Annotated in this window: 27 protein-coding genes; 18 read left to right on the forward strand and 9 right to left on the reverse strand. The window is 40.9% G+C overall.

Annotation, left to right across the window (positions count from 1 at the left end; genetic code table 11):
- Positions 1 to 36 precede the first annotated feature (36 nt).
- From ABD006_RS15670 to ABD006_RS15690, 5 genes are all read left to right on the forward strand, one after another.
- Entirely contained in the window at positions 37 to 351 is a 315-nt protein-coding gene (locus tag ABD006_RS15670; RefSeq protein ID WP_343843112.1) for a hypothetical protein, read from the forward strand.
- 263 nt (positions 352 to 614) lie between these two features.
- Positions 615 to 734, forward strand: coding sequence for a helix-turn-helix domain-containing protein (locus tag ABD006_RS15675; protein WP_343843113.1), 120 nt, complete (start codon positions 615 to 617; stop codon positions 732 to 734).
- Positions 735 to 1,505: 771 nt separating this feature from the next.
- Positions 1,506 to 1,631 carry a hypothetical protein gene (locus ABD006_RS15680; RefSeq protein ID WP_343843114.1) on the forward strand — a complete coding sequence of 42 codons (126 nt, stop codon included), beginning with the start codon at positions 1,506 to 1,508 and terminating at the stop codon, positions 1,629 to 1,631.
- 20 nt (positions 1,632 to 1,651) lie between these two features.
- Positions 1,652 to 2,152: a GNAT family N-acetyltransferase gene (locus ABD006_RS15685; RefSeq protein WP_343843115.1), complete on the forward strand. Its 501-nt coding sequence runs from the start codon at positions 1,652 to 1,654 to the stop codon at positions 2,150 to 2,152.
- 132 nt (positions 2,153 to 2,284) lie between these two features.
- Complete coding sequence (locus ABD006_RS15690) at positions 2,285 to 3,004, forward strand: PIG-L deacetylase family protein (RefSeq protein WP_343843116.1); 720 nt, start codon at positions 2,285 to 2,287, stop codon at positions 3,002 to 3,004.
- A 460-nt stretch (positions 3,005 to 3,464) separates the two neighbouring features.
- On the opposite strand, the gene ABD006_RS15695 is transcribed toward ABD006_RS15690, so the two are convergent.
- Positions 3,465 to 5,582 (reverse strand): heavy metal translocating P-type ATPase, encoded by a 2,118-nt coding sequence (locus ABD006_RS15695; RefSeq protein WP_343843117.1) that lies wholly within the window; start codon positions 5,580 to 5,582, stop codon positions 3,465 to 3,467.
- Between the two features lie 233 nt (positions 5,583 to 5,815).
- On the opposite strand from ABD006_RS15695, the gene ABD006_RS15700 reads away from it, so the two are divergent.
- On the forward strand, positions 5,816 to 6,310 hold the full coding sequence (locus ABD006_RS15700) for a GNAT family N-acetyltransferase (protein ID WP_343843118.1): 495 nt from the start codon (positions 5,816 to 5,818) through the stop codon (positions 6,308 to 6,310).
- A 52-nt stretch (positions 6,311 to 6,362) separates the two neighbouring features.
- On the opposite strand, the gene ABD006_RS15705 is transcribed toward ABD006_RS15700, so the two are convergent.
- The 4 genes from ABD006_RS15705 to ABD006_RS15720 form a co-directional block, all read right to left on the reverse strand.
- Complete coding sequence (locus tag ABD006_RS15705) at positions 6,363 to 6,902, reverse strand: GNAT family N-acetyltransferase (protein ID WP_343843119.1); 540 nt, start codon at positions 6,900 to 6,902, stop codon at positions 6,363 to 6,365.
- Between the two features lie 20 nt (positions 6,903 to 6,922).
- Complete coding sequence (locus ABD006_RS15710; protein ID WP_343843121.1) at positions 6,923 to 8,716, reverse strand: M3 family oligoendopeptidase; 1,794 nt, start codon at positions 8,714 to 8,716, stop codon at positions 6,923 to 6,925.
- Positions 8,717 to 8,804: 88 nt separating this feature from the next.
- A complete protein-coding gene (locus ABD006_RS15715; protein ID WP_343843123.1) occupies positions 8,805 to 9,464 on the reverse strand; it encodes an MOSC domain-containing protein in 660 nt (219 codons plus the stop codon).
- Between the two features lie 314 nt (positions 9,465 to 9,778).
- Positions 9,779 to 10,780: an LLM class flavin-dependent oxidoreductase gene (locus ABD006_RS15720; RefSeq protein WP_343843125.1), complete on the reverse strand. Its 1,002-nt coding sequence runs from the start codon at positions 10,778 to 10,780 to the stop codon at positions 9,779 to 9,781.
- 146 nt (positions 10,781 to 10,926) lie between these two features.
- Between ABD006_RS15720 and ABD006_RS15725 the strand changes: the two genes are divergently transcribed.
- The 5 genes from ABD006_RS15725 to ABD006_RS15745 all read left to right on the forward strand — a co-directional run bounded on the left by ABD006_RS15725 (position 10,927) and on the right by ABD006_RS15745 (position 15,022).
- Positions 10,927 to 11,487 (forward strand): Rossmann-fold NAD(P)-binding domain-containing protein, encoded by a 561-nt coding sequence (locus tag ABD006_RS15725; protein WP_343843127.1) that lies wholly within the window; start codon positions 10,927 to 10,929, stop codon positions 11,485 to 11,487.
- Positions 11,488 to 11,562: 75 nt separating this feature from the next.
- Complete coding sequence (locus tag ABD006_RS15730) at positions 11,563 to 12,477, forward strand: cysteine hydrolase family protein (protein WP_343843129.1); 915 nt, start codon at positions 11,563 to 11,565, stop codon at positions 12,475 to 12,477.
- Positions 12,478 to 12,503: 26 nt separating this feature from the next.
- Positions 12,504 to 13,202, forward strand: coding sequence for an ABC transporter ATP-binding protein (locus ABD006_RS15735; RefSeq protein ID WP_343843131.1), 699 nt, complete (start codon positions 12,504 to 12,506; stop codon positions 13,200 to 13,202).
- Positions 13,195 to 14,616, forward strand: coding sequence for a hypothetical protein (locus ABD006_RS15740; RefSeq protein ID WP_343843132.1), 1,422 nt, complete (start codon positions 13,195 to 13,197; stop codon positions 14,614 to 14,616). Before ABD006_RS15735 ends, ABD006_RS15740 begins: the two co-directional genes overlap by 8 nt.
- The gene (locus ABD006_RS15745) at positions 14,606 to 15,022 is read left to right on the forward strand and encodes a VOC family protein (protein ID WP_343843133.1); all 417 of its coding nucleotides are present in this window, start codon (positions 14,606 to 14,608) and stop codon (positions 15,020 to 15,022) included. The genes ABD006_RS15740 and ABD006_RS15745 overlap by 11 nt, the downstream gene beginning before the upstream one ends.
- Before the next feature lie 7 nt (positions 15,023 to 15,029).
- Here ABD006_RS15745 and ABD006_RS15750 read toward each other — a convergent pair whose 3' ends face one another.
- Positions 15,030 to 15,647, reverse strand: coding sequence for a class I SAM-dependent methyltransferase (locus ABD006_RS15750; protein ID WP_343843134.1), 618 nt, complete (start codon positions 15,645 to 15,647; stop codon positions 15,030 to 15,032).
- Positions 15,648 to 15,923: 276 nt separating this feature from the next.
- Between ABD006_RS15750 and ABD006_RS15755 the strand changes: the two genes are divergently transcribed.
- Positions 15,924 to 16,169 carry a glutaredoxin family protein gene (locus tag ABD006_RS15755; RefSeq protein WP_343843135.1) on the forward strand — a complete coding sequence of 82 codons (246 nt, stop codon included), beginning with the start codon at positions 15,924 to 15,926 and terminating at the stop codon, positions 16,167 to 16,169.
- A gap of 71 nt (positions 16,170 to 16,240) precedes the next feature.
- Positions 16,241 to 16,588, forward strand: a complete 348-nt coding sequence (locus ABD006_RS15760; protein WP_343843136.1) for a YppG family protein — start codon at positions 16,241 to 16,243, stop codon at positions 16,586 to 16,588.
- 748 nt (positions 16,589 to 17,336) lie between these two features.
- Here ABD006_RS15760 and ABD006_RS15765 read toward each other — a convergent pair.
- The 3 genes from ABD006_RS15765 to ABD006_RS15775 form a co-directional block, all read right to left on the reverse strand.
- Complete coding sequence (locus tag ABD006_RS15765; protein ID WP_343843137.1) at positions 17,337 to 18,185, reverse strand: DegV family protein; 849 nt, start codon at positions 18,183 to 18,185, stop codon at positions 17,337 to 17,339.
- A gap of 32 nt (positions 18,186 to 18,217) precedes the next feature.
- Positions 18,218 to 19,120 (reverse strand): DMT family transporter, encoded by a 903-nt coding sequence (locus tag ABD006_RS15770; RefSeq protein ID WP_343843138.1) that lies wholly within the window; start codon positions 19,118 to 19,120, stop codon positions 18,218 to 18,220.
- A 321-nt stretch (positions 19,121 to 19,441) separates the two neighbouring features.
- Complete coding sequence (locus ABD006_RS15775) at positions 19,442 to 20,053, reverse strand: rhomboid family intramembrane serine protease (RefSeq protein ID WP_343843139.1); 612 nt, start codon at positions 20,051 to 20,053, stop codon at positions 19,442 to 19,444.
- 175 nt (positions 20,054 to 20,228) lie between these two features.
- On the opposite strand from ABD006_RS15775, the gene acpS reads away from it, so the two are divergent.
- From acpS to ABD006_RS15800, 5 genes are all read left to right on the forward strand, one after another.
- Entirely contained in the window at positions 20,229 to 20,591 is a 363-nt protein-coding gene (gene acpS / locus ABD006_RS15780) for a holo-ACP synthase (protein ID WP_343843140.1), read from the forward strand.
- 277 nt (positions 20,592 to 20,868) lie between these two features.
- Positions 20,869 to 21,891 carry a LolA family protein gene (locus ABD006_RS15785; RefSeq protein ID WP_343843141.1) on the forward strand — a complete coding sequence of 341 codons (1,023 nt, stop codon included), beginning with the start codon at positions 20,869 to 20,871 and terminating at the stop codon, positions 21,889 to 21,891.
- A 194-nt stretch (positions 21,892 to 22,085) separates the two neighbouring features.
- Positions 22,086 to 23,267 (forward strand): alanine racemase, encoded by a 1,182-nt coding sequence (gene alr, locus ABD006_RS15790; RefSeq protein ID WP_343843142.1) that lies wholly within the window; start codon positions 22,086 to 22,088, stop codon positions 23,265 to 23,267.
- Positions 23,268 to 23,433: 166 nt separating this feature from the next.
- The gene (locus ABD006_RS15795) at positions 23,434 to 23,727 is read left to right on the forward strand and encodes an antitoxin (RefSeq protein WP_425542240.1); all 294 of its coding nucleotides are present in this window, start codon (positions 23,434 to 23,436) and stop codon (positions 23,725 to 23,727) included.
- A 6-nt stretch (positions 23,728 to 23,733) separates the two neighbouring features.
- Complete coding sequence (locus ABD006_RS15800; RefSeq protein WP_044164397.1) at positions 23,734 to 24,084, forward strand: type II toxin-antitoxin system PemK/MazF family toxin; 351 nt, start codon at positions 23,734 to 23,736, stop codon at positions 24,082 to 24,084.
- Positions 24,085 to 24,140: the final 56 nt, after the last annotated feature.

A 24,140-nucleotide genomic window follows, 5' to 3' on the forward strand; every position in this document is an offset into this window, starting at 1 on the left:
CTGAGTTATGAACAAAAACGCAAAGGGTGGTAAATTATGATTGATTGGACTTGGCTTAATGTTGGTAGTCTCGTTCTTGGTCTTATTGCTTGGATACTTCCTGTTGTTAATCTTTTGCGATATAAAAACCATAACCATAAGAATTGGAGCGCTCTTTCCATTATGAGTATCAGTGCTTGTGCGATATCGTTATATTTCCAGATAGTCTATGGTCATTATCTGGTTAAGATTGAGGATTGGTCTGCTCTTATGGAAGAGGCTGTGGTGATTGTAAGTTCAGTTCTTCTTATCGTTACACTTCTATTAAATATAATTACTATGATTGTATATCGTGACAAAACAGCAAAGTAGAATATCAAATTACTGTTTGTGAACGGGTGTACTTAAACAAACGGGTGCATTAGTGCAATAAGGCGGTCAGTAAATTGATCGCTTTTTAATTTTGCCTGAAAAAATTTTGGAATATTATGTTAGTATTGGATTAGATGATTTTCTGAAACAAAAGAAAGCTGGAGTAAATTTTCATTTACTGTTCGTGGCTTTAAAAATAAACACAGAGATACAGGGAAATTAGTAATATATCTCGGAGATAATCCAATAGTAAACCCCTCAACATGACGCAACAGAAATTTGTCAATCATATCGGAATGAAACAATCTTATCTCTCCCGACTAGAGAATGACGAAGTTGATATGAGTATCAGGAAATTAGAGGATATTGTAAAAAAGCTCTGAGGTCGCGTCCACGTAGACATTGAAATTGAAGAAAGCCCTTTAACACATAAACAATCGCACGAATAAAATTTAAGTTTATTTATCTTCTTTATACAAACTTAGAATAAAGATAACGAATAATATCAAGAAAGGAAGAAAAAGTACACTACCGATACTATCCCAATCAATTGCTCCCTTTGTAATGATACCGAACAATACTTCTCCTATTAATAATCCTAACATTACAAAAATAAGACTTTTTACATATCTCTTTGTTTTCCTCAACATACCACGCCCTAAAAAGAAAAAAATGATTTACTCAAAATTAGAGAAAGAAAAAATAACCTTTACATCAAATCAACATCAATTGTCTGTGTCATTATACGAATTTTACCATAAAAGTAGTAACATCTTCAAAAAATTCTGAAATGTTACTTTGCAATGTCTCCGACTTTAAACTGAACCCGTTAGTTATTATCCTGTACAATAATAATTTTATTCAAAAAATGGTGCGTTTGTTGAAAGAAACATTCCTATAAATTAACCTTTTTAAGTTAGTTTAACATATCCACCAATTAACCACCCAATCTTTCTAGTGTAATTTTAACATAAAGTAATTCATCAGTTTACTGTTATGCCAATCCTTCTTATAGTAATAATAAATTTCTACCACAATTATCCAAAAACCTCTTTTTTAAAGTTAAATGATATTTTATTCCTATATAGAAGCAAAGGTAAGTTTTATTTTTGCAGACTTATTAAATCCTGAACACAGAAAGGGTGAATAAGCGAATGGTAAGAGGTGAACCGATAACAGATCCTGAACGTTTGGAAATGGTTTTTCAGCAAGCAAAATACCAGCTGGAAGCTGAAGGATTCACGATAACTGAAATGGACAGTTTAACAAAAGAGAGATAATGACAGGAGTGATAGTAAAGGTGAATATAAGATTTGCTGAAATAAACGACATTAAGCAATTAATAAAAATGAGATGGGACTTCACTATCGAGTATGATGAAAGTAAAAGGAACTCATCTTTTGAAGATTTTGAAAGGGAATGTCAATCATTTTTAGAGGACGCAATCAATAATGATCATTGGTTCATTTGGGTTGCTGAGGAAAAAGGAAAAGTTATATCACATATATACATAGAATTGATACAAAAAGTACCACGCCCTGGTAGAGTAACATATCCATTTGCTTATATGACGAATGTTTATACAGTGCCAGAATTTCGAAATATGGGGCTTGGAAGTAAAATAATTAAAGCAATAAATATGTGGGTTAAAGAAAACAATTGTGAATTTGTTATTGTTTGGCCAAGTGATGACTCTATTAATTATTATAAAAAGAATGGTTACGTCCATTGTACAGAACCTATGGAATATTTCCCTTATCGAACTCCCTCAATCAGATTCAATTTCCCTCGTGAATACTAATGGGAGCTTTTATGAAACAAACATAAGTACTTTTTCACTATAACTATATAGAAATATATTCTAATAAAGCATAATACTTAGTAAATTGAGGTGACACGGATGATCCCCTTTGAAATACCTGATCCTTTTAATATGAAACGGGCATTATTTATCCAACCTCATCCTGATGACAATGAAATTGGTGCTGGGGCGACAATTGCGAAACTTGTATCCTCAGGGGTAGATGTACATTATCTCACAGTAACTGACGGGGGTTCAGGGAGTAATGATGCCAATTTATCAACAAGAGAAGTCATTGATAATAGAAGAAAAGAACAGAAAGAAGCAGGTGCACTTCTAGGTGTAAATAAGTATCATTGGTTAGACTTTCCCGATGGCCATTTGTATGATAACGAAGAATTACGAGCAAAATTAGTCGGTGTAATTCGGAAAGTGCGGCCTGACATTATTTTCACTGTAGACCCATGGCTCTCCTATGAAACACATATGGATCACATTATTACAGGAAAAGTTGCATCTTTTGCAGCTCGTACAAGTGGGAATTTTCGATTTTATCCCGAGCAACTACAAGAGGGGATAAAGCCGCACAGTGTTCAAGCGATAGCCTATTATACTACTAATAACCCCAATACATTTATTAATGTGGATAGGTTTTGGGAGCAAAAGATAAAAGCAATTCAAGCACATAAGAGTCAGTTTACAGGTGAATACCTTACATTTGTGACAAACTACTTTGCAAACAAAGCAATGCAAATAGCAAATCAAGCCGACGGAGAATGTCGATATGCAGAATGTTTTAAGATTTTACCTCCGATATTGTTACATAGTAATGTAGATGCTATTGATATGTAAAGGCTAAAAGAAAAGACGTTGAATCATATCAATATCACTAAGTCTAGTACAGATTTCAAAATATAAGGATGAGAAAGAGTACCAAAAAAGTATTGACTTAATTAACAAAGAGAAAGAAATACAAGAATTATTTAGTGCATTTCAATCTTTATTAGTTAGTGAGAAACAGGAGATAAACGAAGAAAACTTTGTAGAAAAGAAAATAATAAATAATTATTAACATTTACCCCTTCTTCAAGTGACGGATACGATTGCTCAATAAGACAACCCCACTTAGAGATGGTTTTATGAAGATAACCAACATCCAAGATATGGTTGCATTAGTTGAAGAATATAAAAAGCGCTCAGCAATTGGTACCACCCGCCAAAAGTTAGAGTAATAAATCTAACTTACGGGGATCGGCACCTTTCTGAGCGTTTTGGTTTTTCGAAATAGAGTTAGGGCTTTAGAATCCTTCTACTATTGATTCTTGACCCGCAAAAGCCTTAATGCGTTCAGGGTTACCAGCAACGTGGCTCCCATGTCAGCGAATATAGCAATCCATAGGGTTAACCATCCCGGAATCACCAGCAGTAATGCTACAAGTTTGATCCCAATAGCAAAGCTGATATTTTGCTTTATGATGGATAGAGCTCTTTTGCTTAGACGAATAGTGAATGGGAGCTTGGACAGGTCATCTCCCATTAAGGCAAGATCAGCTGTTTCGAGAGCGGTGTCAGTGCCTGCTCCCCCCATTGCAATGCCCACATCAGCTGTTGCAAGGGCTGGGGCATCATTAATCCCATCGCCAACCATGCCGACTTTTCCATATTTCTTTTGATATTCTTTAATAAAATTCAATTTTTCCTGGGGCAGCAGCTGAGCCTTTGTATGTTTGACCCCAATTTCCTTTGCTATAGCGTTAGCCGTTTGTTCATGGTCACCTGTAAGCATAAACGTATTGGACATATCCAGATTATGAATCTGCTTCAGGATACTTTGGCTTTCTGCTCTTGGTTCATCTCTTACTGCAAAGATCCCTATAATATCGGATTCATCACCATAGAGCATTACGGTTTTCCCATCTTCCTGAAGACTTGCGATTTGCTGGTTTACAGAATCAGCTGTACCACGCTGAATTATATCAAGGGCTAATTCAGCATTTCCCATCCAGTAGGTTTTATTTTCAAGCTGTCCTTTAATCCCTTTTCCTGTTATAGAAGTGAAATCGGCTATGTGAATACCCTCTGATACTCCCATGTTTTCTGTATAGGCAACAAGAGCCTGCCCTAATGGATGCTGGGAATGAGATTCCAGGCTTTGAATGATGGCTAAATGCTTCCGATGATCTTCATCCTTCAGCCATTGTACATCAGTAACTTTTGGTGTTCCATTCGTCAGCGTCCCGGTTTTATCAAAAGCGATGGCATTTAATGCACCGATTCCCTCAAGATAAATTCCACCTTTAATCAATACACCATTTCGTGCAGCTGTCCCGATAGCAGTTACGATGGCAACAGGTGTAGAAACGACCAGTGCACAAGGACATCCAACCACTAATACGGCAAGCCCCTGATAAATCCAGTCGCTCCAAGAAGCCCCAAATAGTGGCGGAATGACAGCCACCAGAAGAGCGATAGCCATGATTGCTGGTGTATAATACTTGGCAAACTTATCAATAAATGCTTGTGCAGGTGCTTTTTCGGACTGGGCCTCCTCAACAAGATGAATGATTTTAGCGAGGGTAGTATCTTCAGAGGTTTTCGTTACCTCAACTTCCAGGAAGCCTTCTTCGTTTAAAGTTCCCGCGAACACTTCATCCCCTGGCTGCTTAGCCACAGGGACAGATTCACCAGTGATGGCCGCCTGGTTTACAGCTGAGCTTCCCTCTGTAACGATTCCATCCATAGCAATTTTCTGTCCGGGCTTTACCAATAATGTGTCGTGAACCCGGATATCCTCTACTGCCAGCTCTGTCTCCTCGCCATTACGGCGGACAGTGGCGTGATTAGGGGTTAAATTCATAAGGGATTGAATCGAATCCCGTGCTTTATCCATAGAAAAAGTTTCAAGCTTCTCACTGATGGCAAACAGGATAACGACAATGGCCCCTTCTCCCCACTCGCCTATAATCACTGCACCCGTCACGGCGATAGCCATAAGGGTATTCATATCAAAATCAAGACGGAATAAATTTTTATATCCGTTCTTAAGAAGAGGGTAGCCGCTAATGAAAATGGCACCGAGAAAAGCGAGCAGTGTATAAAGGTGGTGGTCACCAACCTCTTCCTTGGACAGATATCCGACAAAGATTAATAGAGTTGAGATCATTAACAGGCTGTATTTTTGCCAGAATGATTCCGGTTTTTCATTTTGTCTGCTTTTATCAGACTTTATTTTTAAATTTTCAAATGCTCCTGCTTTTTCCAGTTCTTCTATGGTTGTCTCACCAAAGACAGTAACTTTCGCCGCGCCAAAATTTACTTTTGCATCTTTCACACCATCCAGGTGCTTCACGTTCTCCTCGAACTTTCCGGCACAATTTGCTCAGGTTAATCCTTCAATACGATAAATGTCTTTTTGACCATATTCAGCCATGATGATTCACCTCCTTGAAGCTCTGTAGTGTGGATAGCATTGTAAAATGATCTTTCACTCGTATCGTATAGTAACGATTGTAAATGTCATTGTTAAAAAAGTCTGTAATCTTGATTGTATTATATTCAACGGTTATTTGCGAGTCAATGAAAGGAAGAAATGAAAGACATTTGGTTTGAAATGCTATATAATGTTGAAAAAATCTTTTTAATCTGGCATCAGGGAGGATAAACATGATTCGGGAAGCCTTATACTCAGATATACCAGTGATTATGAATCTGGTAAAAGCATCTATAGAGATCATGCAGGAAGAGGGAAATGATCAGTGGGGGGAGGAGTACCCGCTTGCTGAGCACTATGAAGGTGACATAAAGGCAAATCAACTATATGTATATGAGGATGAGGAAGGTGTAAAAGGGGCTGCCTGTATTAGTGACCATGGGCATCATGAGTATCATGAGATTGCCTGGTCCTATGATGAACCCTATCTTTGTATCAAACGCCTGGCTGTTGATCCATTAGAACGAAAAAGCGGGATTGGGCTTTCGTTTTATGAAAAGGCCCAGGAGTTGGCTCTGGCACAGGGAATACATACGATTCGTACAGATACCTACTCCAAAAATAAGGGTGCAGTAAGGCTGTTTGAAAAGGCTGGTTATCATTTTGTTGAAGAGAGAATCAATGAGGGGAAGGAAGCACCGTTTTATTATTATGAAAAAAGATTCTAAACATCATAAAAAGCCTAAATGGGGAGTCATACCATTTAGGCTTATTATGAAGTCACTTCCAATCGCGAGCCAGCATTGAATAGAGGACAATATCATGAAACTGACCGTAAAGGTTTTCGCCATCTCGCTGAATGCCTTCCTGAGTAAAATGTAGACGTTCAGGAATAGCTCGGCTCTTTTTGTTATTCACTCCACAGCGTATTTCGACACGATTTAGCTTATATTCTTTAAAACTATAGTCAAGTAATCCTTTTGCTGCGCGTGTAATTATACCCTTTCCCTGGTAATCTTCTGCAATCCAGTACCCAAGAGAAGTCTGTTTATTACCCCAATCAATACCATGGTAGCCAATCATACCGGCGAGTTCTTTGTTATATAAAATACCAGCCTGGAAGCCGTCATTATCGGCAAATTGCTTAAGCCACATGTCAATGACAGGTTTGTAATCGTCAGGGGAATTCATTTTGTCCACCCAAGGGAGCCATTGGCGCAAATAGGACCGGTTATGGTGGACAAGTTCAAATAATTCTTTAGAGTCCTTATGTTCCAACAGTTTTAATTCTAGATTTTTATCAATGGTAAATGTAAACATTAAATCATCCCCCTCGTATTTTAGTGAGTCAGCTTCAAAAAGGCTTCCACATCTTCCATACAAAGCTTAATCCCTTTCTCCCAGAAGGCTTCTTTTGTGATATCCTCACCTAAATGCTTCATGACTAAATCTTCAACAGGCATAATGGCTGTATCACGAAGCAGAGCCATATATTTTTCTTCGTAGCTTGCCCCTTCTTCACGTGCCTTGGCATAAATGCTTAAAGAAAACAGGTAGCCAAAGGTGTATGGAAAGTTATAAAATGGAACATCTGTAATATAGAAATGGAGCTTGGAGGCCCAAAAATGCGGATGAGCTTCTCCAAGGGTATCTGCATAAGCTTCCCGCTGTGCTTCCTCCATTAACTCATTCAGACGTTGAGCCGGAACAATACCCTGTTTTCGTTCCTCATAAAACCGTGTTTCAAACAGGAAGCGGGCGTGAATGTTCATAAACATTGCCACACTCCTCTGTAGCTTAGCTTCCAGAAGTGATTTTTTCTGTTCATCGGTTTCCGCCTCTTGAACGGCTGCATCTGAAACAATCGACTCGGCAAAGGTTGATGCGGTCTCGGCCACATTCATGGCATAATCCCGGTTTAAAGGATGCGTATTTTGTAATGTGTAAGTGTGAAACGCATGCCCTAATTCGTGAGCTAATGTGGCTACATTGGACATGGAACCGTTATAGGTCATGAAAATTCTTGATTGATCACTTAATGGAAAGGAGGTACAAAAGCCACCTGGACGTTTGCCAGGGCGATCTTCTGCTTCAATCCATGAATCATCCAATGCCTTTTCGGCAAACTGAGCCATGTTCGGACCAAACGTGCGGAAATGCTTTATAATAAATTTCGCCCCTTCTTGAAAGGATAAGGTCTGATCTGCGCTGGATAGAGGTGCATTCAAATCTTGCCAGTCCAGCTTGTCTTTCCCTAAGAGTTCTGCCTTTCGATTCAGATAATCTGCAAATGGCTTTTTATGTTTCGCAATCGCATTCCACATCGCATTAAGCGTTGATTTTTTCATACGATTGTATTCCAGGGGTTCCTTTAGTACATCATCCCAACCCCGCCTTTCATAGACATTAAGTCTGAAACCGGCCATATGGTTTAACGTTTTGGCAAAAAGCTCTTCTTTTTCACTCCAGGCTTCTTCCAGACGGTCAAACACCTCTTTTCGAACCTCAGGGTCACCGTGTGCAGAGAGGTTGTCTGCCTGTCCAACCGATACCTCCTGTTTCTTCCCATCCAAAGTAACCGGTATCGTCATAGATCCGACAATCGTATCATACATTTGTCCCCAGCCATGATAGCCATCAACAGATAAGGATTCAATGAGAGCCTCTTCTGTTTCTGAAAGCTTGTCTTTTGCATTTTTACGCCACTCATTTAATACAAAGGTTAGTTCTGATAGCTTCGGATGCTGCAACAAATCAACCCAGACCGCATCGTCAGTTAATGCTAATTTTTGCTGCAGGATGTTGAAAGCTGTGGAGAACTGGGCACTTAAATCGGTCATTCGACTTCTAAGGACATTGGCTTGTTTATCATGGATGTCCTGGGCCTCTAAACAGCTTACAAAAGCTCCGGCTTGTTCCAGATTCATCAGGATATCTTTTCCCTGGTCAATGAAATCAGCTACTGTATTTACATCATCACTTTTACTGGGCGTTTCAAATGCTTGCAGCTCTTTGGAAAAGTTATCGGTCATGCTGCTTAATTGTTCTAAATGATGGTGGAATTCCGGTGATTGACTTCCACCTGGAAAGATCGATTCTAAATCCCATACCTCTGAATAATTCGTTTTGCTCATGTTGCTCCTCCTTCTATTTGTTCTTGTATCAATGTGTGCTCCATCCGCTGTAATGGAAGGTGACTTAGTCCATCATTAAAAGAAGAATTTAAACGAATTTGTTGGCTATCCGTTTTTCCAGTGACTTGCGTAAAGTTTTGGATAGCCCATCTACAGCTAAAATTTCTTCTATTTTTTCCTGGTTTTTGGGGTCAAAAAATTTTACATGGTTCACAAAGGAAACAGAAACTTGAGTTGCGTCTCGTTCTTTTAGATATAAGGCATCACCAGGATTTACGTAGCCTTCCTCAAGAACCCGGAGTAAAAATCCTGTATTACCCTGATCCCTCATTAGCCTCGCTAAATCCGGAACGTTATAGCGGGTGGCAATTTTATGGCAAGGGGTACGTGGCTCTGTCACTTGAATGACGGCTTCTCCCAATTGAAAGATATCCCCTATATGGGTGTTGTCCTCGGTTATTCCTGTTGAACTGAGATTTTCCCCGAATAAGGCGGTATGGTTTTCAACACCCTCTAAAATTTCCTGCCAGTATGTATAATGCTCAGATGGATACAGGCACAAGGCTTTTTCTGTACCTCCATGTCCTTTAAATTCCTGCTGATCTTCAAGAAAGCCCGTCTTACTGACATAAGCGGGTTCTGTGATGGGACGTTTGCGCATCGCTGTCTTCAAGGTTTTTTCACCATAATGCAGGGTTTCGATTCTTCCAACATTGATGGACTTAAGCGGAAAGGCTTTATACTTCATTGTGAGTTCCTCCAGAATTTATCACGTATTAACTGGCCGTAATACCCCTACTTCAAGTCTTGAGGGTACCCCAACAAGACGAAGTGGGGGATAAACGGCCAGTAAATTCCTGATAAGTTCAACTAACCATCAGTGGGGGATGGAGAAAACCCCCACTGATAGAAGTTTCACTTTATGGAATTATGTAGTATTTTAGCACAAATTTCATCGGTAACGTTTGATTAATTATAAAATTCTGTTAATCCATACACAAAAAAATCTCCCAAATAAAATTGGGAGATAAGCTGTGGGAACGAACTTCAAAATTTGTATCCTTAAACTTCCTCCTGAAAAGCATCCATAATCAGTTTGTAGGATTCGAAGCGTTTTTCAGCAGAAGTGGCAATGGTATTAACAATGATTTCTTCAACTCCATAGGACTGAGCCAGCTGTTCAAGCTGTTCCTTCACCTGCTTGGGATTCCCGACAATCATACGCTGGCGATTATAACGGACCCGCTCAAGTTCGAAGGGGGTATAGGGATAATCCATAGCTTCCCCCGGTTCAGGATATTCATGACGGAAATCCCCATTTTCCACGCGTAACAGCTGAAGATCAAGGGTGCTGGCAAGGTATTCAGCTTCCTCCTCTGTTTTGGCACAGACGACAAAAATCGCTACACTTCCCTGTGGCTCCTTCTGCTGGGCAGATGGCTGAAAGTGTTCATAATAATCCTTCATGGCATCGATGCCACCGTCCCCATTAATAAACTGTGCAAAGGTGTAGGATGTTCCTGACTGTGCAGCAAGGGATGCACTGTTGGTACTGGAGCCCAGCATCCAAATGGGCGGGGCTGTATCCCCAAGCGGTGTAGCAGATACTTGATAGGTCGGGTGTTTTCCTCCCCGTATATAATTCATTAATTCCTGCACCTGCTGAGGATATTCTTTGACATTCGGATATTTTCCTTTATTTAAAGCATAATTCACGCCAGGCATCCCTCCCGGAGCTCTGCCCACCCCCAGGTCAATTCGTCCAGGGTATAACGATTCCAGAACACGAAAAACCTCTGCAACCTTATAAGCGCTGTAATGGGGGAGGAGTACGCCTCCTGTACCCACACGAATATGTTTTGTATGAGCCGCTAAATGAGTGATAAGAATTTCAGGTGCTGAACCGGCGAGCATTTTTGTACTGTGATGCTCCGATACCCAAAAACGGTGATAACCAAGTTTGTCTGTCCATTGGGCAAGCTCGGTTGTCTGCTTGAGGGCATCCCGGGCGGTTGCACCAGGTAATAGTGGTGATTGGTCCAATACACTTAATTTTATTGACATATATCCCATCCTTTGAAAAGTTTCCCTTTATCCTTATTTTTCCCCTTATAGAAAATAAATTCAATGATCCTGCCTGGAGGGGAAAAGAGGATTTTGCTGCTGTATAGCTAATTAGAATAATAGGACGATGAAAAGGGAGGGTTCATATGTCACAGGGACATGCGCTTGTGATAGGTGGAACAGGCATGCTCTCAGAGGTAACAGTGTGGCTGAACAATAAGGGCTATTTTGTTTCTGTTATCGGCCGAAGAAAAGAGCGGTATCATCAATTAATGGAAAAGGTGGAATCGCCGGAGAATATCTCAAGCATTCTGGTTGATTACCATAAGACAGATGAACTGAGGCAGGCTTTAACAGAAGCCATAGAAAATCATGGAGCTTTTGACAGAGTGGTCGCCTGGGTGCACTCTTCTGCACCTGACGTGATCCCCACGTTATTAAAACTACAAGAACAATATCATAGAGAAAAAGGGTTTGAATTGTTCCATGTCAAATCGAGTACTAGTTATTTTGTTGAAGAAGAAACACCTGAACTTCCTGACGGCTGTACATATTCTGAAATTTTTCTGGGCTTCAAACAATCTTCAGGACATTCCAGGTGGCTTACTCACGAGGAAATTTCAGAAGGGATAAAGGACTCCATCCATCATAGCCGTCCTCAGACCATTGTGGGGCAGATAGAGCCCTGGGAACAGCGGCCCCATTAGGAAAAATAAAGTTAATCAAACGTTTGTTTAATAAGAAATTGCTTAGATAAATCAGCAGAAAAAGGAGGAAGAATGATGAGTCTGCAAGCATTTGAAAGAATAGTAGATGTCAACCGGATTGGGGAGCCTGACAACCAGCCATTAGGGAGTCTGCTTGCACAAAACCAGTCTGCCCGGAAGTCCAGCATGGATCAGGAAAAAACCCTCTTATTAGCCATTGATTTGCAGAATGATTTTATGGATGCAGGAGCATTGGGGGTTCCAGGGGCAAAGCAGGACATGGAGCGGCTGCTGCATTTTATGTACCGGCATTTTGAAGACATAACCCATGTCATGGCATCGATTGATACTCATAAGCCTCAGCAGATTTTTCATCCCTGCTGGTGGCATGATGACAAAGGAAATGAACCGGAGCCTTTGACCATTATAGAGTGGAAGGATGTCAAAGAAGGAAAATGGTTGCCCCGTTTTTATCCGGAGCAAAGCAGAACTTATGTGCAAAAGCTGGAAGAGACAAGCAAGCAGAAACTGTGCATTTGGCCCTATCATTGTCTAAAAGGTTCCTATGGCGTCGCACTGGAAGGACAATTCGCGCGTATGGCCTATGTACACTCCTTATTGAGGGATTATGAGTTGAAAACCGTTGTGAAGGGAGAAGACCCACTGAGTGAAATGTATGGCATCCTTCAGCCTGAATACAGCGAAAAGAATTTAGTAAGAGAAGACGTGGTTGAACAAATCAAATCCTATGACAATATCGTGGTTGCAGGACAGGCTAAGTCCCACTGTGTCATTGAGACGGTCAAACAGATCATTGAACATTTAAAGAAAGACCGAAACCATTTCCATCATCTTTACGTATTAACAGATTGTATGAGCTCCATCCCGGGATTTGAAGAAGAAACCAATAAGGAATTTGCCCAATTAAAGGAGGACTATGGGATGCAGCTCATTACTTCCGAAGAGTGGGCGAGCTTTAAGGGCAGGTAAAATTTCTCGAAAAGGATGTACTGGAAATGGAATATGTCTTGGAAGTAAAGGATTTACAGCTGACGATTCAAAAGGAAACGATTATAAAAGGTATTAGCTTTCGCGTTCCAAATCGCAAAATTGTTGCGCTTATCGGTCATAATGGAGCAGGGAAATCCACGACCATGAGGGCGATTATGGGCTGGCATGAAAAGAGTGAGGGAGAGATTTTGCTTCAGGGAGCATCCCAGGATGATGATTTTCTTTATTTTAAAACCCTTTTCTCCTATATCCCCGAGGAGCCCGTCCTGATGCCGGAATTAACTGTATTTCAGCACTTTCAGCTATATGGAGCAAGCTATCAGATTGAAGAAAAGAAACTCCAAGAACGTGTGAACGATTATACAAGGGCATTTGAAATTCAGGATAAGCTGAATGAATTTCCAGAAGCGCTGTCAAAAGGGATGCGTCAGAAGGTCCAGACCATTTGTGCATTGCTTCCGGACGTTCCCTTGCTATTAATTGATGAACCGTTTATGGGACTGGACATTTATGCTTCGGAGTTTCTGACAGATGAGCTGAAAAGAAGGAACCAGGAAGGAATGTCGATTCTGTTAACGACTCATCAGATGGAAAAGGTGACGGACCTTTGTGATGAATATGTATTACTTGCTGACGGACATATTCTTGAGGCAGGGAATATTGAGGAATTTAACGGCTTAACAAGGAGAGAAGCAGATGAGTAGGACACCTGCTTTATATCCGACGCTAAGATGGATTAGAAAACAACGCTTCAGAAAAAAGCTTGGTTTATATAAACAGGTGCTCGGGTTTTTGGATGTAACAATGTCCATCTATTTAGCTGTGTTTGGTGTTATTTTTTTCATTGCTATCAGAGATCAGCTGCAAGGTTATGAAGCTTTCTTTTCAGTTTTTGAGCAGCTTTCCTTTGAGTGGGTATTTACGATCTTTATTGCCGTTCTGCTCCGTTCCCTTTTCATTTCCTTTAGAGACCCGGGTTTTTACATAACAACAACTGAATTTCAATTAAGTCTTTTGCCGTATTCCCGTGAAAAAATTTGGCGATATAACGTGATAACAAGATTAACAAAAGGAATGGCATTGCTCATTCTGATTCATCTTTTTCTTTACCTTCTGACACCAATACATTCAGAAACAATCATCCTGTTATTCATCGGTCTTTTATCAGGTCAGGTTTTAGGACTCATCATCCAATGGAAACTTTTTCAAATAAGTGGAATAAGAAAAATGTGGACAGTTCTGAGTGGTATCATCTTTTTAATTGGGTTAAGGACGCTGGTTTTGTTTTCGTCTGTTTCCGTTATTCCCGTCATGTGGCTGAGCGTAACTGCTTCCATTCTGCTCGCTATTTTTTTAATGACCAACCAGCCTTTGAAGCACGCAGATTGGTCTAAAGTTATTAGTTATAGTGATGCGGTCATCTGGAACATGCTGATTATCCAGCAAATGACCAAAGTTTCAATCAAGCCTCCGAAAAAATATCATCTGATGACTAAAGTATTCCAGGGTGAAAGGGCGAAAAAGCCGTTTCCATACCAACTCTCTGATATTACACCGCGGTTATGGCGAACGCTCTTTAAGGATCAGCTGGATGTCGTAATTAGAACGCTTGGAGTTGTGTTCCTGGTAATCGTGGGATTTGGATTTCAGGGAAGGTGGCAGCTGGGAGTAGCTGTGGCTGTCACGGTTTTTGTCTTAAATCAGATTGCGGCCAGCTTATTTATGTATCAATTTCAGCAACCTATGACTCGCGTTCTTCCGTGGCCAATGCTTGACTGGTTCAAATCCTATCACAAGTGGTTTTTATGGATCATCATCTTATTAATGTTGTTGATTGGCAGAATGGAGTTTATGTATGGGTTGAGTGTGCCGGCCGTTCTTCTGAATCTCTTATTCTGCTATCTATGGTTCTCGCTTGATCTGGAGATGTGTGTTGCTCCGAAAGTAAGAAGACTCATGGGGATCTGGCAGGGGAATGACTGGTTTTTTGCCGTAAGAATCATCGGAATGATCGTGATTTTCCTGACGATTTATCATCCTTGGCTGAGCCTTGTTTTTTCTCTTGTCATTATCGTTATCCGCACAGGCAAATGGGCTGTGATTCCAAATGAAAAATAGATTGAAAGAAGGGATATGTATGTCGAATGACTTGAAACCGGCTGTTCATGCTGTGTTTGTGCATGTCAAAGAACTGAAAAGGGCGGCTAGATGGTACAGCCAACTGTTGGAACTTCCATATCAGGAGGAAAACGTTCAATCCCCGGTTTACAATCTGCCATTAAAGGAAGGGGTTTACCTGACTTTAGATGACCACAGCTTTGATCCCCGCTTTGAATTCAGCCCATCTAAGCTTCCTGCGTTTAACTTTTTCTCACACGATCTTTATTCAACGTATGAGTGGGTAAAGCAGGAAGGGATAGACGTAGAGCGTGAACTGGAGAGGCATGGGGATTTTGGCTGGTTTCACATCAGTGATCCGGATGAAAATGTCATCATGATTTGTGGAGATATCGTCACGGAATAAGGTCCGTTTACTTTTTACACACGGCAATACCCAGAGGATAGTGGACGTTTTCCTGTCCTGGATGTGGTTCAATGAGTACACCATTCTGATAGAAGAAAGAGCATTGTCTATAGTCCGAAAACAGCTCGTGGAATTCAGAAGGAGTAAGCTGATGAACGTGGAAAGGTGAACCACATTCCTTTCCTCTTCCTTTTCCAAAGGGGGTTGAAACAAGGAGTGTTCCGCCGGGCCTTAATAATTCATAGTAATTGTTCAGCAGGCTCTCCTCCTCAGCAATGTGCTCCAATGTTTCAAAGCTTGTGATTGTATCAAACTGCCCCAGCTGTTCCGGCAGACCTGGATCTTTTGCATCATTCACTTGGAAGCTCACCTTTGGATGATGATACCTTCCCTTTGCATATTTAATGACATCCGCATCAATATCTATACCAATAACCTCATCAACGTTTTGCTTCAATCGTTTCGCCATGAACTGACTCCCGTATCCTGCGCCACACGATAGATCTAAGACTCGTCCCTTAGCATAAGATAAAGAAAACTGGTAACGGGCAATATGTTCAAGTAACAGCATGTTTGTCGAGTCCATGTAATCGGGGATCACTCGTTCTCCTGTGTCCTGTAGCATGTAGGTCAACTCCTTTATATCATGTATAAAAGCATAATATCATATTTATTTAACAGGTTTAATTTATCATGTATTAACGAGCTGTAATCCCCCCACTGAATGAAGACTTACATTACTGAGCCTTTTGATTAAATGCACTGGAGTGACACCCGTGCATTTTGTCATGGTTTAAATTCCTGCTGTCAGGGAAATGCTTCATAGTTTAAGATAAGCAAATCATGGGTATCAATAAATGTAGGACAGCATGGATGCCAAGTTAAATTGAGGTGAGCGCTGGTGACACAAAAGGAAGTTTTACTTTATACAAGTGACAACTGCGAACAAGGCTGGAAGATTAAGCAGTTGTTAAATGAATGGAATATTCCGTTCCAGGAAAAAAATATATCAGAAAATCGATCCTATTTAAAAGAGCTTCAGGCCGATAAGGTGTATGCAACGCCAGCAACCTATATCAATGGTGAACGGGTATTAGGTTATCAAAAAGAGACACTGGCACGTCTTATTGGTCACCATAACATTTAAGGAAATCATCACACACCCCAATTCGCTATATCATAAATTATAGTGAGGTTAATAATAAGGGGGTGTTCTGTATGCAGCGGAATTGGAACCAGCAGCCAAATCCTTTTCAGCAAATGTACCCTCCACAATATCCTTATCAATCACCTAACTATCCAAAACCAAATCCAGGAATGAATTCTCCGTATGAATCTTTTCAAAAGCCTCCAATGCCTATAGGACAAAATTCAATGCCACCAAACCAGATGGGAGGGCCTTATCCAAAAGGAGCCAATCCATTTTTACAGGCCTTTCAGGATCAAAATGGCCAAATGGATTTTGATAAGGTGTTTTCAACCGTGGGGCAAGTTGTTGATACCGTCAATCAAGTATCCCCGATTGTAAAACAGGTAGGCTCCTTTATGAAAAACTTCAAAGCGTAAAAAGAGGCTGGTATCAGGTCCCTTGTTTAAGGGGCTTTATCAGCCTCTTTTTGTGCTGTTTCGTTTGGTAACTGAATGGTGGATGGATAAAAGGGAGGAAGTGACTTGATTATATGTGTATTTGATTGATAAAAAGGGTGAAATGGTGGATTCCATTTGAATTGACGGATAAAATGGGCAAACAGACGTGAATGTCATGGATTTCGATTGATAACTTGAGAGAATAGACGTGTTATTTATAAGAAGAGACAGATTCAACCGAGTAAGGAATGGATGCATGGGATGTCTTCAAAACCAGGGCTGAAACTTATTAAAAACGGATTGATTCGATACAAAAAATGACGGATAAAATCCTGGATTTGACCGATTGATATCAGATATTGTATTGAATGGTATCAGGTCCAGTCATCCATTCGTGACCATAAAAAATGATCCATTCCTGACAAATTAATGAGGAATGGATCACTTTTATATAACCTAAACGGTCGCCTCCGCTTTTCTATGTCCAGCTGCGGCTCCTAGGTCAAGGCGGATATAAGCCAAAGCCATTCCGTGGCAAAAGGCATGCCCCTTCATGTCTTCGTCTTATCCCGCATGACCTGAACAGTCGCCTCCGCTTTTCTGTGTCCAGCTGCGGCTCCTAGGTCCAAGCGGTCATAAGCAGAATTTCCTCCATGGCCAAAAACCGGCCACTCCGGATATTCTGCTTATGCCGTCGGACCTGAACAGTCGCCTCCGCTTTTCTGTGTCAATCTCTAAAAAATGAGATGACGAGGCCGCCTTGGCCTGCGTATGTGGCGATTAGGGGGCCCATGTCCATGATGAGTGATTCCTGGAATGAGTATTTTTCTTTGATGTCTGTAAGGACTTTGTTTGCTCGTTCTTTGGTATTTCCGTGCGCCAGGGCAATGGTGCCGAAATTTTTTGTGTGCTCACCGATCTGATCAATAAATCGCCTCATCGCCTTTTTATTCCCTCTGACCTTTTCCGCTACATCAATGGTTCCTTCATCGGTTGCGTGTAACAGGAGTTTAATGTTCAGTGTTTTGGCGATGGCTCCTTTCACTTTATCCAGACGACCTCCCTTAATGAGGTTATCCAGAGTCCGAAGCACAAATAATGTGGACAGTTTCTCTGCACGTTCCTTCATATGGCTGACTAAGTCATGAAAATGAACATCCTGTGCCAGCTTCTTCCCGGCCTCATGCAGTAAGAGAGCAATTCCACAGGAGGCGGTTTTGGTGTTGATGATTTCAATTTGTCGGTCCGGTTGTTCATCCAGAAGCATGTCTTTCCCCATGACAGCACTCTGATATGTTCCACTAACCCCTTCTGAAATCGACAGCATTAAAATGGCTTTGTTTTCATCCACTTGTTTATAGGCTTCATAGAAATCCTGTGGGCTTGGGGCTGATGATTTTGGCAGTTCATCAGCTTCCTCCATAAGGGTGTAGTAATTTTCAATCTCAGAATCCGGGCTGACCTTATACCTTTCCCCATTAATCTGGATGTTTAGAGGTACAACGTCAATGTTTAATTTCTGCTGCAGAGTCGCGGGAATATCAGCACCGCCATCAGTCATTAATTGGATATCCATACATCTCACTCCTCAATCATACTAATCTCTATCTATTTTTCTTCCGCTGTGCGGGTATGCACACGGGAAGTGCTAAGAATAAACAGTATTAAACCAAAGATAACAATCGAACCACCAAGTATCTGGAACCAGGTTACGTTTTCGCCTAATATAAAATAAGCCAAAATCGATGCGCCAACAGGTTCAAAAAGCATCCCCATGGTAATGGTTGACGTGCTTACCCATCGAATGGCCCAATTAAATAAGGAATGACCCAAAAATGTAGGTATGATCGCAAGGGCTAAGAATACAAGCCAATGATCCAGATCATAGCCAAAAAAGGGTTGCTGCAGGATGAGATTATAAATCACTAATGTTAGGGAGCTTATCCCATAGACAATGAAGGTATAAGTTGCCAGGGGTGCTCTTTTTCTCACATTCTGTCCCACTAAAAAGTAGCCTGTAACCATCACCGCTCCAAGCAGTGCGAGCATATCACCAAACAAGGCCAGCCCACTTATTTGCAGGTCGCCCCAGCTTATAATAACGCTGCCAATAATGGTAATCAGCATGCTGATAATAGCCCCATATGTAAAGCGTTCGTGAAAAAATAAATACGTCCCGATAAAAGCGAAGATAGGCTGTAAAGTGACAAAGACAACTGAGCTTGCGACAGACGTGTAGTTTAAGGATTCAAACCAAAGGATAAAATGAAAGGCTAAAAAAATGCCTGCAAGAATGGATAATCCCCAATCCTTTGCATAGATGAAGGAAAATTCATTACGACGCTTCAATAATATATAGGGAGCCATAATGAGAACAGCTAACAGGAGTCGGTAATTTGCAATGATTGACGCTGGAGCCTGATCGGCCAGTTTGACGAGTACCGCAGCTGTTGAAACACTAAATACGCCAACGGTAACGGCGATATATGGGGTGATTCCTCTTTTGTCCATTCAATGTTCCTCCAGCAGAGTCGATGGTTTAATACTGTACTTCTACTTTCCTTTTGCTAAAAGTCTGTTATTTTCATATTTTATCATGGATTGCCCATAATTACACTGGACAATCCCATGTTTTCCTGTAAATGCAGATCGATAAACATATATTCTGTAAGGCTTCTTTTTATCACGCATGAACTGGCCGTAGTACCCCCACTTCAATTCTTGAGGGTAACCTAACAAGACTAAGTGGGGAAAAACGGCCAGTAACTTCCTGATAAGTTCAACTAACCATAAGTGGGGGAAGGAGAAAACCCCACTTATGGAAGTTTCCCTTTATATCCAATAGTTTCTTTTCACATTGCTTAAGAGAATATTCGCTAATGCGAACCCTCCAATGAAACCGAAGATATGTGCATAGATGTTTATATTTGCACGCAGGAATGTCATAATGAGAGCAATAATCATGATGACTGTAATAATTTGGGTGCTTTGATGATCCAGTAAATCTTTTCTGAACAGGACCATAAATAAGTAGGCACCAAACAAACCGAAAATGGCCCCGGAGGCTCCGGCGTGGGTTAGATTCATAGAAGCTAACCAGAGAGTAGCCAGATTTCCGATTACACCTGAAAGCACATATAATATAATAAATTTAAATTTACCCAGCATTCTTTCCAAAGCCGGGCCGAATAACACGAGAGAAAAAGAGTTGAAAATGGCGTGCATAAGACCAAAATGAAAGAAAATGGCTGTAAAAAGTCGCCAGTATTCATTGTAAGCAGAAATAAGTCCGTTCTGACCCAGTCCAAGATACCGGATTGTATCAAACAGAGGAATGGGCAAAAATTCTGTGAATAGCCACAAACCAAGGTTTATGGCAACAATCACACTGACAACAGGATAAAAGCGAAGAAATTCCTGAAAACTTTCCGTACGAATAAACATAGCATCACCTATTTAATATGGTTTGTTTCATATTATACATATTTTCAAGCGTTCATACGGATAAATTGCTTATTTTATGAAAAATTATCACGCATGAACTGGCCGTAATACCCCCCACTGACGGAAGTTTCACTTTATGGAAACTTTATTTATATACAGAGAGTGAGGAAGTGCTGTGATTAAAGGTCTGGGTGTCGATATAACTGAGATTGACAGAATTGAACAAGCGATAAGAAAAAATAACCGGTTTCCGGAAAGGATTCTGTCTGAAAGGGAATTAAAGCTGTTTCATCAGCTTTCATCCTGGAGACGAAAAGTTGAATTTGCTGCGGGTAGGTTTGCGGCAAAGGAAGCTTATTCTAAGGCACAGGGGACGGGGATCGGAACGGCGTATTCATTTCGTGATATTGAAATTTTGCCTGATCCTCAGGGGAAGCCGGATGTCTTTATAAAAGGCCGGCAGGAAGCGAATGCTCTCGTATCCATCTCACATAGTACAGAAATTGTTTTTGCAGAAGTTTTGATTCAGGAAGGCTAGTCTGCATATTCACATAGTTTGTCTCATATATTCTAGTGCGGGTGAAAAGGGGACGAAAATATAACACCGCGGAAGAAGGACATGTATGGAGGTTATTCATTTGATGCTTGTGATGAAAAACCAGGAAACCACTGAATGGAGGAGGGTAAATGATAAACAATGGACAATGATATTGCAGAAATAAGTTAAGTTTATACAAAAACGTACATGCTCATGTTCGCGGTGAGTAGAATACGTTCCCTATGTGTTTTCGAAATGAGGCAAAGGAGTTGTGAACATGAAGAAAAAATTATTGCTCTTTAGCTTGGCTGTCTTTCTGCTCATTTTCATGTCTGCGTGTGGGGAAAAGTCCAAAGAGGATGTGATTGGTTCTCTGGAAGATAAAATGGAAGAAATGAGTGGGTACAAGGCACAGGCTAAGATGGATCTGAAGACAGGGGAAGATGTACAAAGCTACGAGATTAATATTTGGCATCAGAAGAAGGATATGTACCGTGTGGAGTTAAACAACCCGGACAGTGAAAAGGGGAATCAGATAATCCTTAAAAACAAAGAAGGGGTATTTGTTCTGACTCCTGCATTAAACAAAAGCTTTAAATTCCAGAGTGAGTGGCCTGATAACAGCAGCCAGCCGTACCTGTTCGGATCATTAATTCAAGATGTGGTCAGTGATCAGGAATCTGAATTTAAACAGACCGAAAATCATTACGTATTTACGACCAAAACAAACTATCAAAGCAATAATAACCTTCCGTATCAGGAAATCACATTCTCCAAAGAATCCTTAAAGCCGGTCATGGTAAAGGTGATGGATAAGGATTATCAGTCCTTAGTGGAGATTTCCTTCTCATCCTTTGAATTTGACCCTGAGTTTGCTGAAGATGATTTTGATACGCAAAAGAATCTGACAAGCAGTGTTATGAATGTACCAGCCATGGCAAGCTCAGAAGAAGAGAAGCCAATGGAAGTTCTTTATCCAGTGAATGTGCCTGAGGGATCTTCACTGGCTGAAGAACAAAAGACAGAATTTGAAAATGGTACAAGGGTCATTCAAACCTATGAGGGGGAGAAAAACTTCACACTGGTCCAGGAAAACTATGATTCCTATCCGACAAGCATTACTTCTCCGGTCAATACCGATGGAAGTCCGGTTAATCTGGGTGCAACTGTGGGAGTTATGACAGATTCTTCTGTTGAATGGAGTGAAGGAAATACCCGGTTCTACTTAGCCAGCAAAGATCTGACTCGTGACGAAATGATTGAGATTGCTTCCTCTGTCGAAGGAAAAGGTATCAAGTAATTGGTGTGTGCACAGACCTGCAGGGATGAGGCTGAGTGGCAGTATTTTGGCAAACTGCCCTCAGTCCGGATTCCCGCAGGTCTTTTTGTTTGCAGTTTCGTAGTTTCATTCACCAGTCGCCTTCGCTTTTACTCCTTGACACTTTTGATTTCAAGTTGAATAATAGAAAAAAAGTACGAGAGGGGTCTTGTGTTTTGTCATTACAGCCTTTTTACCGTGATTCCTGGTGTGAGGTTAACTTGGATGCGATTCAGTATAATATTCGACAATTAAAACTTGTTTTGGCAGAGGATACAAAAATATTTGCTGTTGTGAAGGGAAATGCTTATGGTCACGGTGATATTCAGGTAGCAAATGCAGCACTGGAGGAAGGAGTCTTTGGGCTTGCTGTTACCTTACTGGACGAAGCGTTAAAATTACGTCAGGCTGGGATAGAAGCCCCTATTCTCGTTATGAGCTGGGTACGGCCGGAGGATGTCAGGCTTGCGGCTGATCATGATATAGCGGTGACGGTCTTCCAGAAGGAGTGGGTGGAGCAGGCAAGGGATTTTCTTCATGGACAGACCCTTTCTGTTCATGTCAAAATCGACACCGGAATGGGACGTGTCGGCATTCGTTCGGAAGAGGAAATGAAGGACTTGCTTCACGTTCTCCATGATTCACGTTTTCAAATTACAGGTGCTTTTACCCATTTTGCTACTGCAGATGAAGAGGATGAATTATATTATCAAAAACAACAATCACGGTTCTCGGCATGTATCGACATGCTGAAATCCTCGGTTAAAGATGATTCGATGGTGGTTCATTCCGGGAACAGTGCGGCTAGTATGCGTTATCCCGAAGATATGTTTGATGGGGTCCGATTCGGAATCAGCATGTATGGTCTTTACCCGTCTGCGTATGTGAAACAGATAAAACCCATCGATTTGCAGCCCGCATTTTCCCTACACAGTAAACTGATTCACGTCAAAAAGGTGCCTGCAGGGGAAGGAATCAGTTATGGAAAAACCTATCAGACAAAAGAGGAAGAGTGGATCGGTACGGTACCAATAGGATATGCAGATGGCTGGATACGGAAGCTGAACAAACAGCATGTGATCATTAATGGCAAAAAAATGCCGATTGTGGGAAGAATTTGTATGGATCAATTTATGGTTAAGCTCGATGGTCCTTTTGAGGTAGGTGAACAGGTGACGCTTATCGGAAAGCAGGGAGAGGAAGAGGTCACTATAGACGAGGTTGCTGAAACCTTGGAGACAATCACCTATGAAATTCCTTGTACAATTAGTTACCGAGTTCCACGGGTCTATATGCACAATCATAAACTTACTGATGTGGAAAACAAATTGTATTCCGAAAAAATGTGTTTAAAATAAAACATAATTGTGTAAAATTGGAATAGATATGAAAATGGCTGGATGTTACGTTTAATCTTCGCGTGAATAGCGGTAATAAAAGTTCCAATCTATTTTTTGCAGGGCTTTGCAATGCAAGTCCCTTAATGGTATTATTGATATGGATTTATATGATTGTCACGATTTCATGGTGGAGGTGTATGTTGTGTCCGAGGGTTCACAGGAAATTGTAGTAAAACTACCACAACAAATGGTTGAAGAATTAGACAACTTGAGAAAGTATGAAGATTGCGACCGAAATGACTTGATTTGCCAAGCTATGAAGATGTATTTGCATGATAAAAAGAAACGTGATATCCGAGAGACAATGCGCCGCGGTTATGTGGAAATGGCTAATATTAATTTAAACATTGCATCTGAAGCTTTCCAAGCTGAAGAGGAGGCTGAAACTACCCTCGAACGCCTTGTGAGCGGGGGGTAAAATCTGTTGATGGTAAAAAGAGGCGACGTCTTTTTTGCGGATCTCTCTCCTGTCGTTGGGTCGGAACAAGGTGGCGTTCGCCCAGTATTAGTCATTCAAAATGATATAGGTAACCGTTTTAGTCCAACTTGTATTGTTGCCGCTATTACCGCACAAATACAGAAAGCTAAATTACCGACCCATGTTGAAATTGATGCTAAAAAGTACGGGTTTGAGCGTGATTCGGTAATATTACTGGAACAAATTCGCACCATCGATAAACAACGGCTAACGGACAAAATCACACAACTGGACGAGACTCTTATGAAGCGTGTTGATGAAGCATTACAAATCAGTCTCGGACTTATAGACTTTTAAAGCTGCTCGGATATGGGTAGCTTTTTTTGTTTTATAATTTACAGGATAGGATCACT

Source organism: Salinibacillus aidingensis, assembly GCF_039522525.1.
Classification (GTDB): Bacteria; Bacillota; Bacilli; order Bacillales; family Alkalibacillaceae; genus Salinibacillus; species Salinibacillus aidingensis.

What these genes read in the sequence shown, in the direction of transcription:
- ABD006_RS15670 (WP_343843112.1), top strand. Translation starts at nt 37, where the DNA reads ATGATTGATTGGACTTGGCTTAATGTTGGTAGTCTCGTTCTTGGTCTT.
- ABD006_RS15675 (WP_343843113.1), top strand. Translation starts at nt 615, where the DNA reads ATGACGCAACAGAAATTTGTCAATCATATCGGAATGAAACAATCTTAT.
- ABD006_RS15680 (WP_343843114.1), top strand. Translation starts at nt 1,506, where the DNA reads ATGGTAAGAGGTGAACCGATAACAGATCCTGAACGTTTGGAAATGGTT.
- ABD006_RS15690 (WP_343843116.1), top strand. Translation starts at nt 2,285, where the DNA reads ATGAAACGGGCATTATTTATCCAACCTCATCCTGATGACAATGAAATT.
- ABD006_RS15700 (WP_343843118.1), top strand. Translation starts at nt 5,816, where the DNA reads ATGATTCGGGAAGCCTTATACTCAGATATACCAGTGATTATGAATCTG.
- ABD006_RS15705 (WP_343843119.1), bottom strand. Translation starts at nt 6,902, where the DNA reads ATGTTTACATTTACCATTGATAAAAATCTAGAATTAAAACTGTTGGAA.
- ABD006_RS15710 (WP_343843121.1), bottom strand. Translation starts at nt 8,716, where the DNA reads ATGAGCAAAACGAATTATTCAGAGGTATGGGATTTAGAATCGATCTTT.
- ABD006_RS15715 (WP_343843123.1), bottom strand. Translation starts at nt 9,464, where the DNA reads ATGAAGTATAAAGCCTTTCCGCTTAAGTCCATCAATGTTGGAAGAATC.
- ABD006_RS15720 (WP_343843125.1), bottom strand. Translation starts at nt 10,780, where the DNA reads ATGTCAATAAAATTAAGTGTATTGGACCAATCACCACTATTACCTGGT.
- ABD006_RS15725 (WP_343843127.1), top strand. Translation starts at nt 10,927, where the DNA reads ATGTCACAGGGACATGCGCTTGTGATAGGTGGAACAGGCATGCTCTCA.
- ABD006_RS15730 (WP_343843129.1), top strand. Translation starts at nt 11,563, where the DNA reads ATGAGTCTGCAAGCATTTGAAAGAATAGTAGATGTCAACCGGATTGGG.
- ABD006_RS15735 (WP_343843131.1), top strand. Translation starts at nt 12,504, where the DNA reads ATGGAATATGTCTTGGAAGTAAAGGATTTACAGCTGACGATTCAAAAG.
- ABD006_RS15740 (WP_343843132.1), top strand. Translation starts at nt 13,195, where the DNA reads ATGAGTAGGACACCTGCTTTATATCCGACGCTAAGATGGATTAGAAAA.
- ABD006_RS15745 (WP_343843133.1), top strand. Translation starts at nt 14,606, where the DNA reads ATGAAAAATAGATTGAAAGAAGGGATATGTATGTCGAATGACTTGAAA.
- ABD006_RS15750 (WP_343843134.1), bottom strand. Translation starts at nt 15,647, where the DNA reads ATGCTACAGGACACAGGAGAACGAGTGATCCCCGATTACATGGACTCG.
- ABD006_RS15760 (WP_343843136.1), top strand. Translation starts at nt 16,241, where the DNA reads ATGCAGCGGAATTGGAACCAGCAGCCAAATCCTTTTCAGCAAATGTAC.
- ABD006_RS15765 (WP_343843137.1), bottom strand. Translation starts at nt 18,185, where the DNA reads ATGGATATCCAATTAATGACTGATGGCGGTGCTGATATTCCCGCGACT.
- ABD006_RS15770 (WP_343843138.1), bottom strand. Translation starts at nt 19,120, where the DNA reads ATGGACAAAAGAGGAATCACCCCATATATCGCCGTTACCGTTGGCGTA.
- ABD006_RS15775 (WP_343843139.1), bottom strand. Translation starts at nt 20,053, where the DNA reads ATGTTTATTCGTACGGAAAGTTTTCAGGAATTTCTTCGCTTTTATCCT.
- ABD006_RS15785 (WP_343843141.1), top strand. Translation starts at nt 20,869, where the DNA reads ATGAAGAAAAAATTATTGCTCTTTAGCTTGGCTGTCTTTCTGCTCATT.
- ABD006_RS15795 (WP_425542240.1), top strand. Translation starts at nt 23,434, where the DNA reads ATGGTGGAGGTGTATGTTGTGTCCGAGGGTTCACAGGAAATTGTAGTA.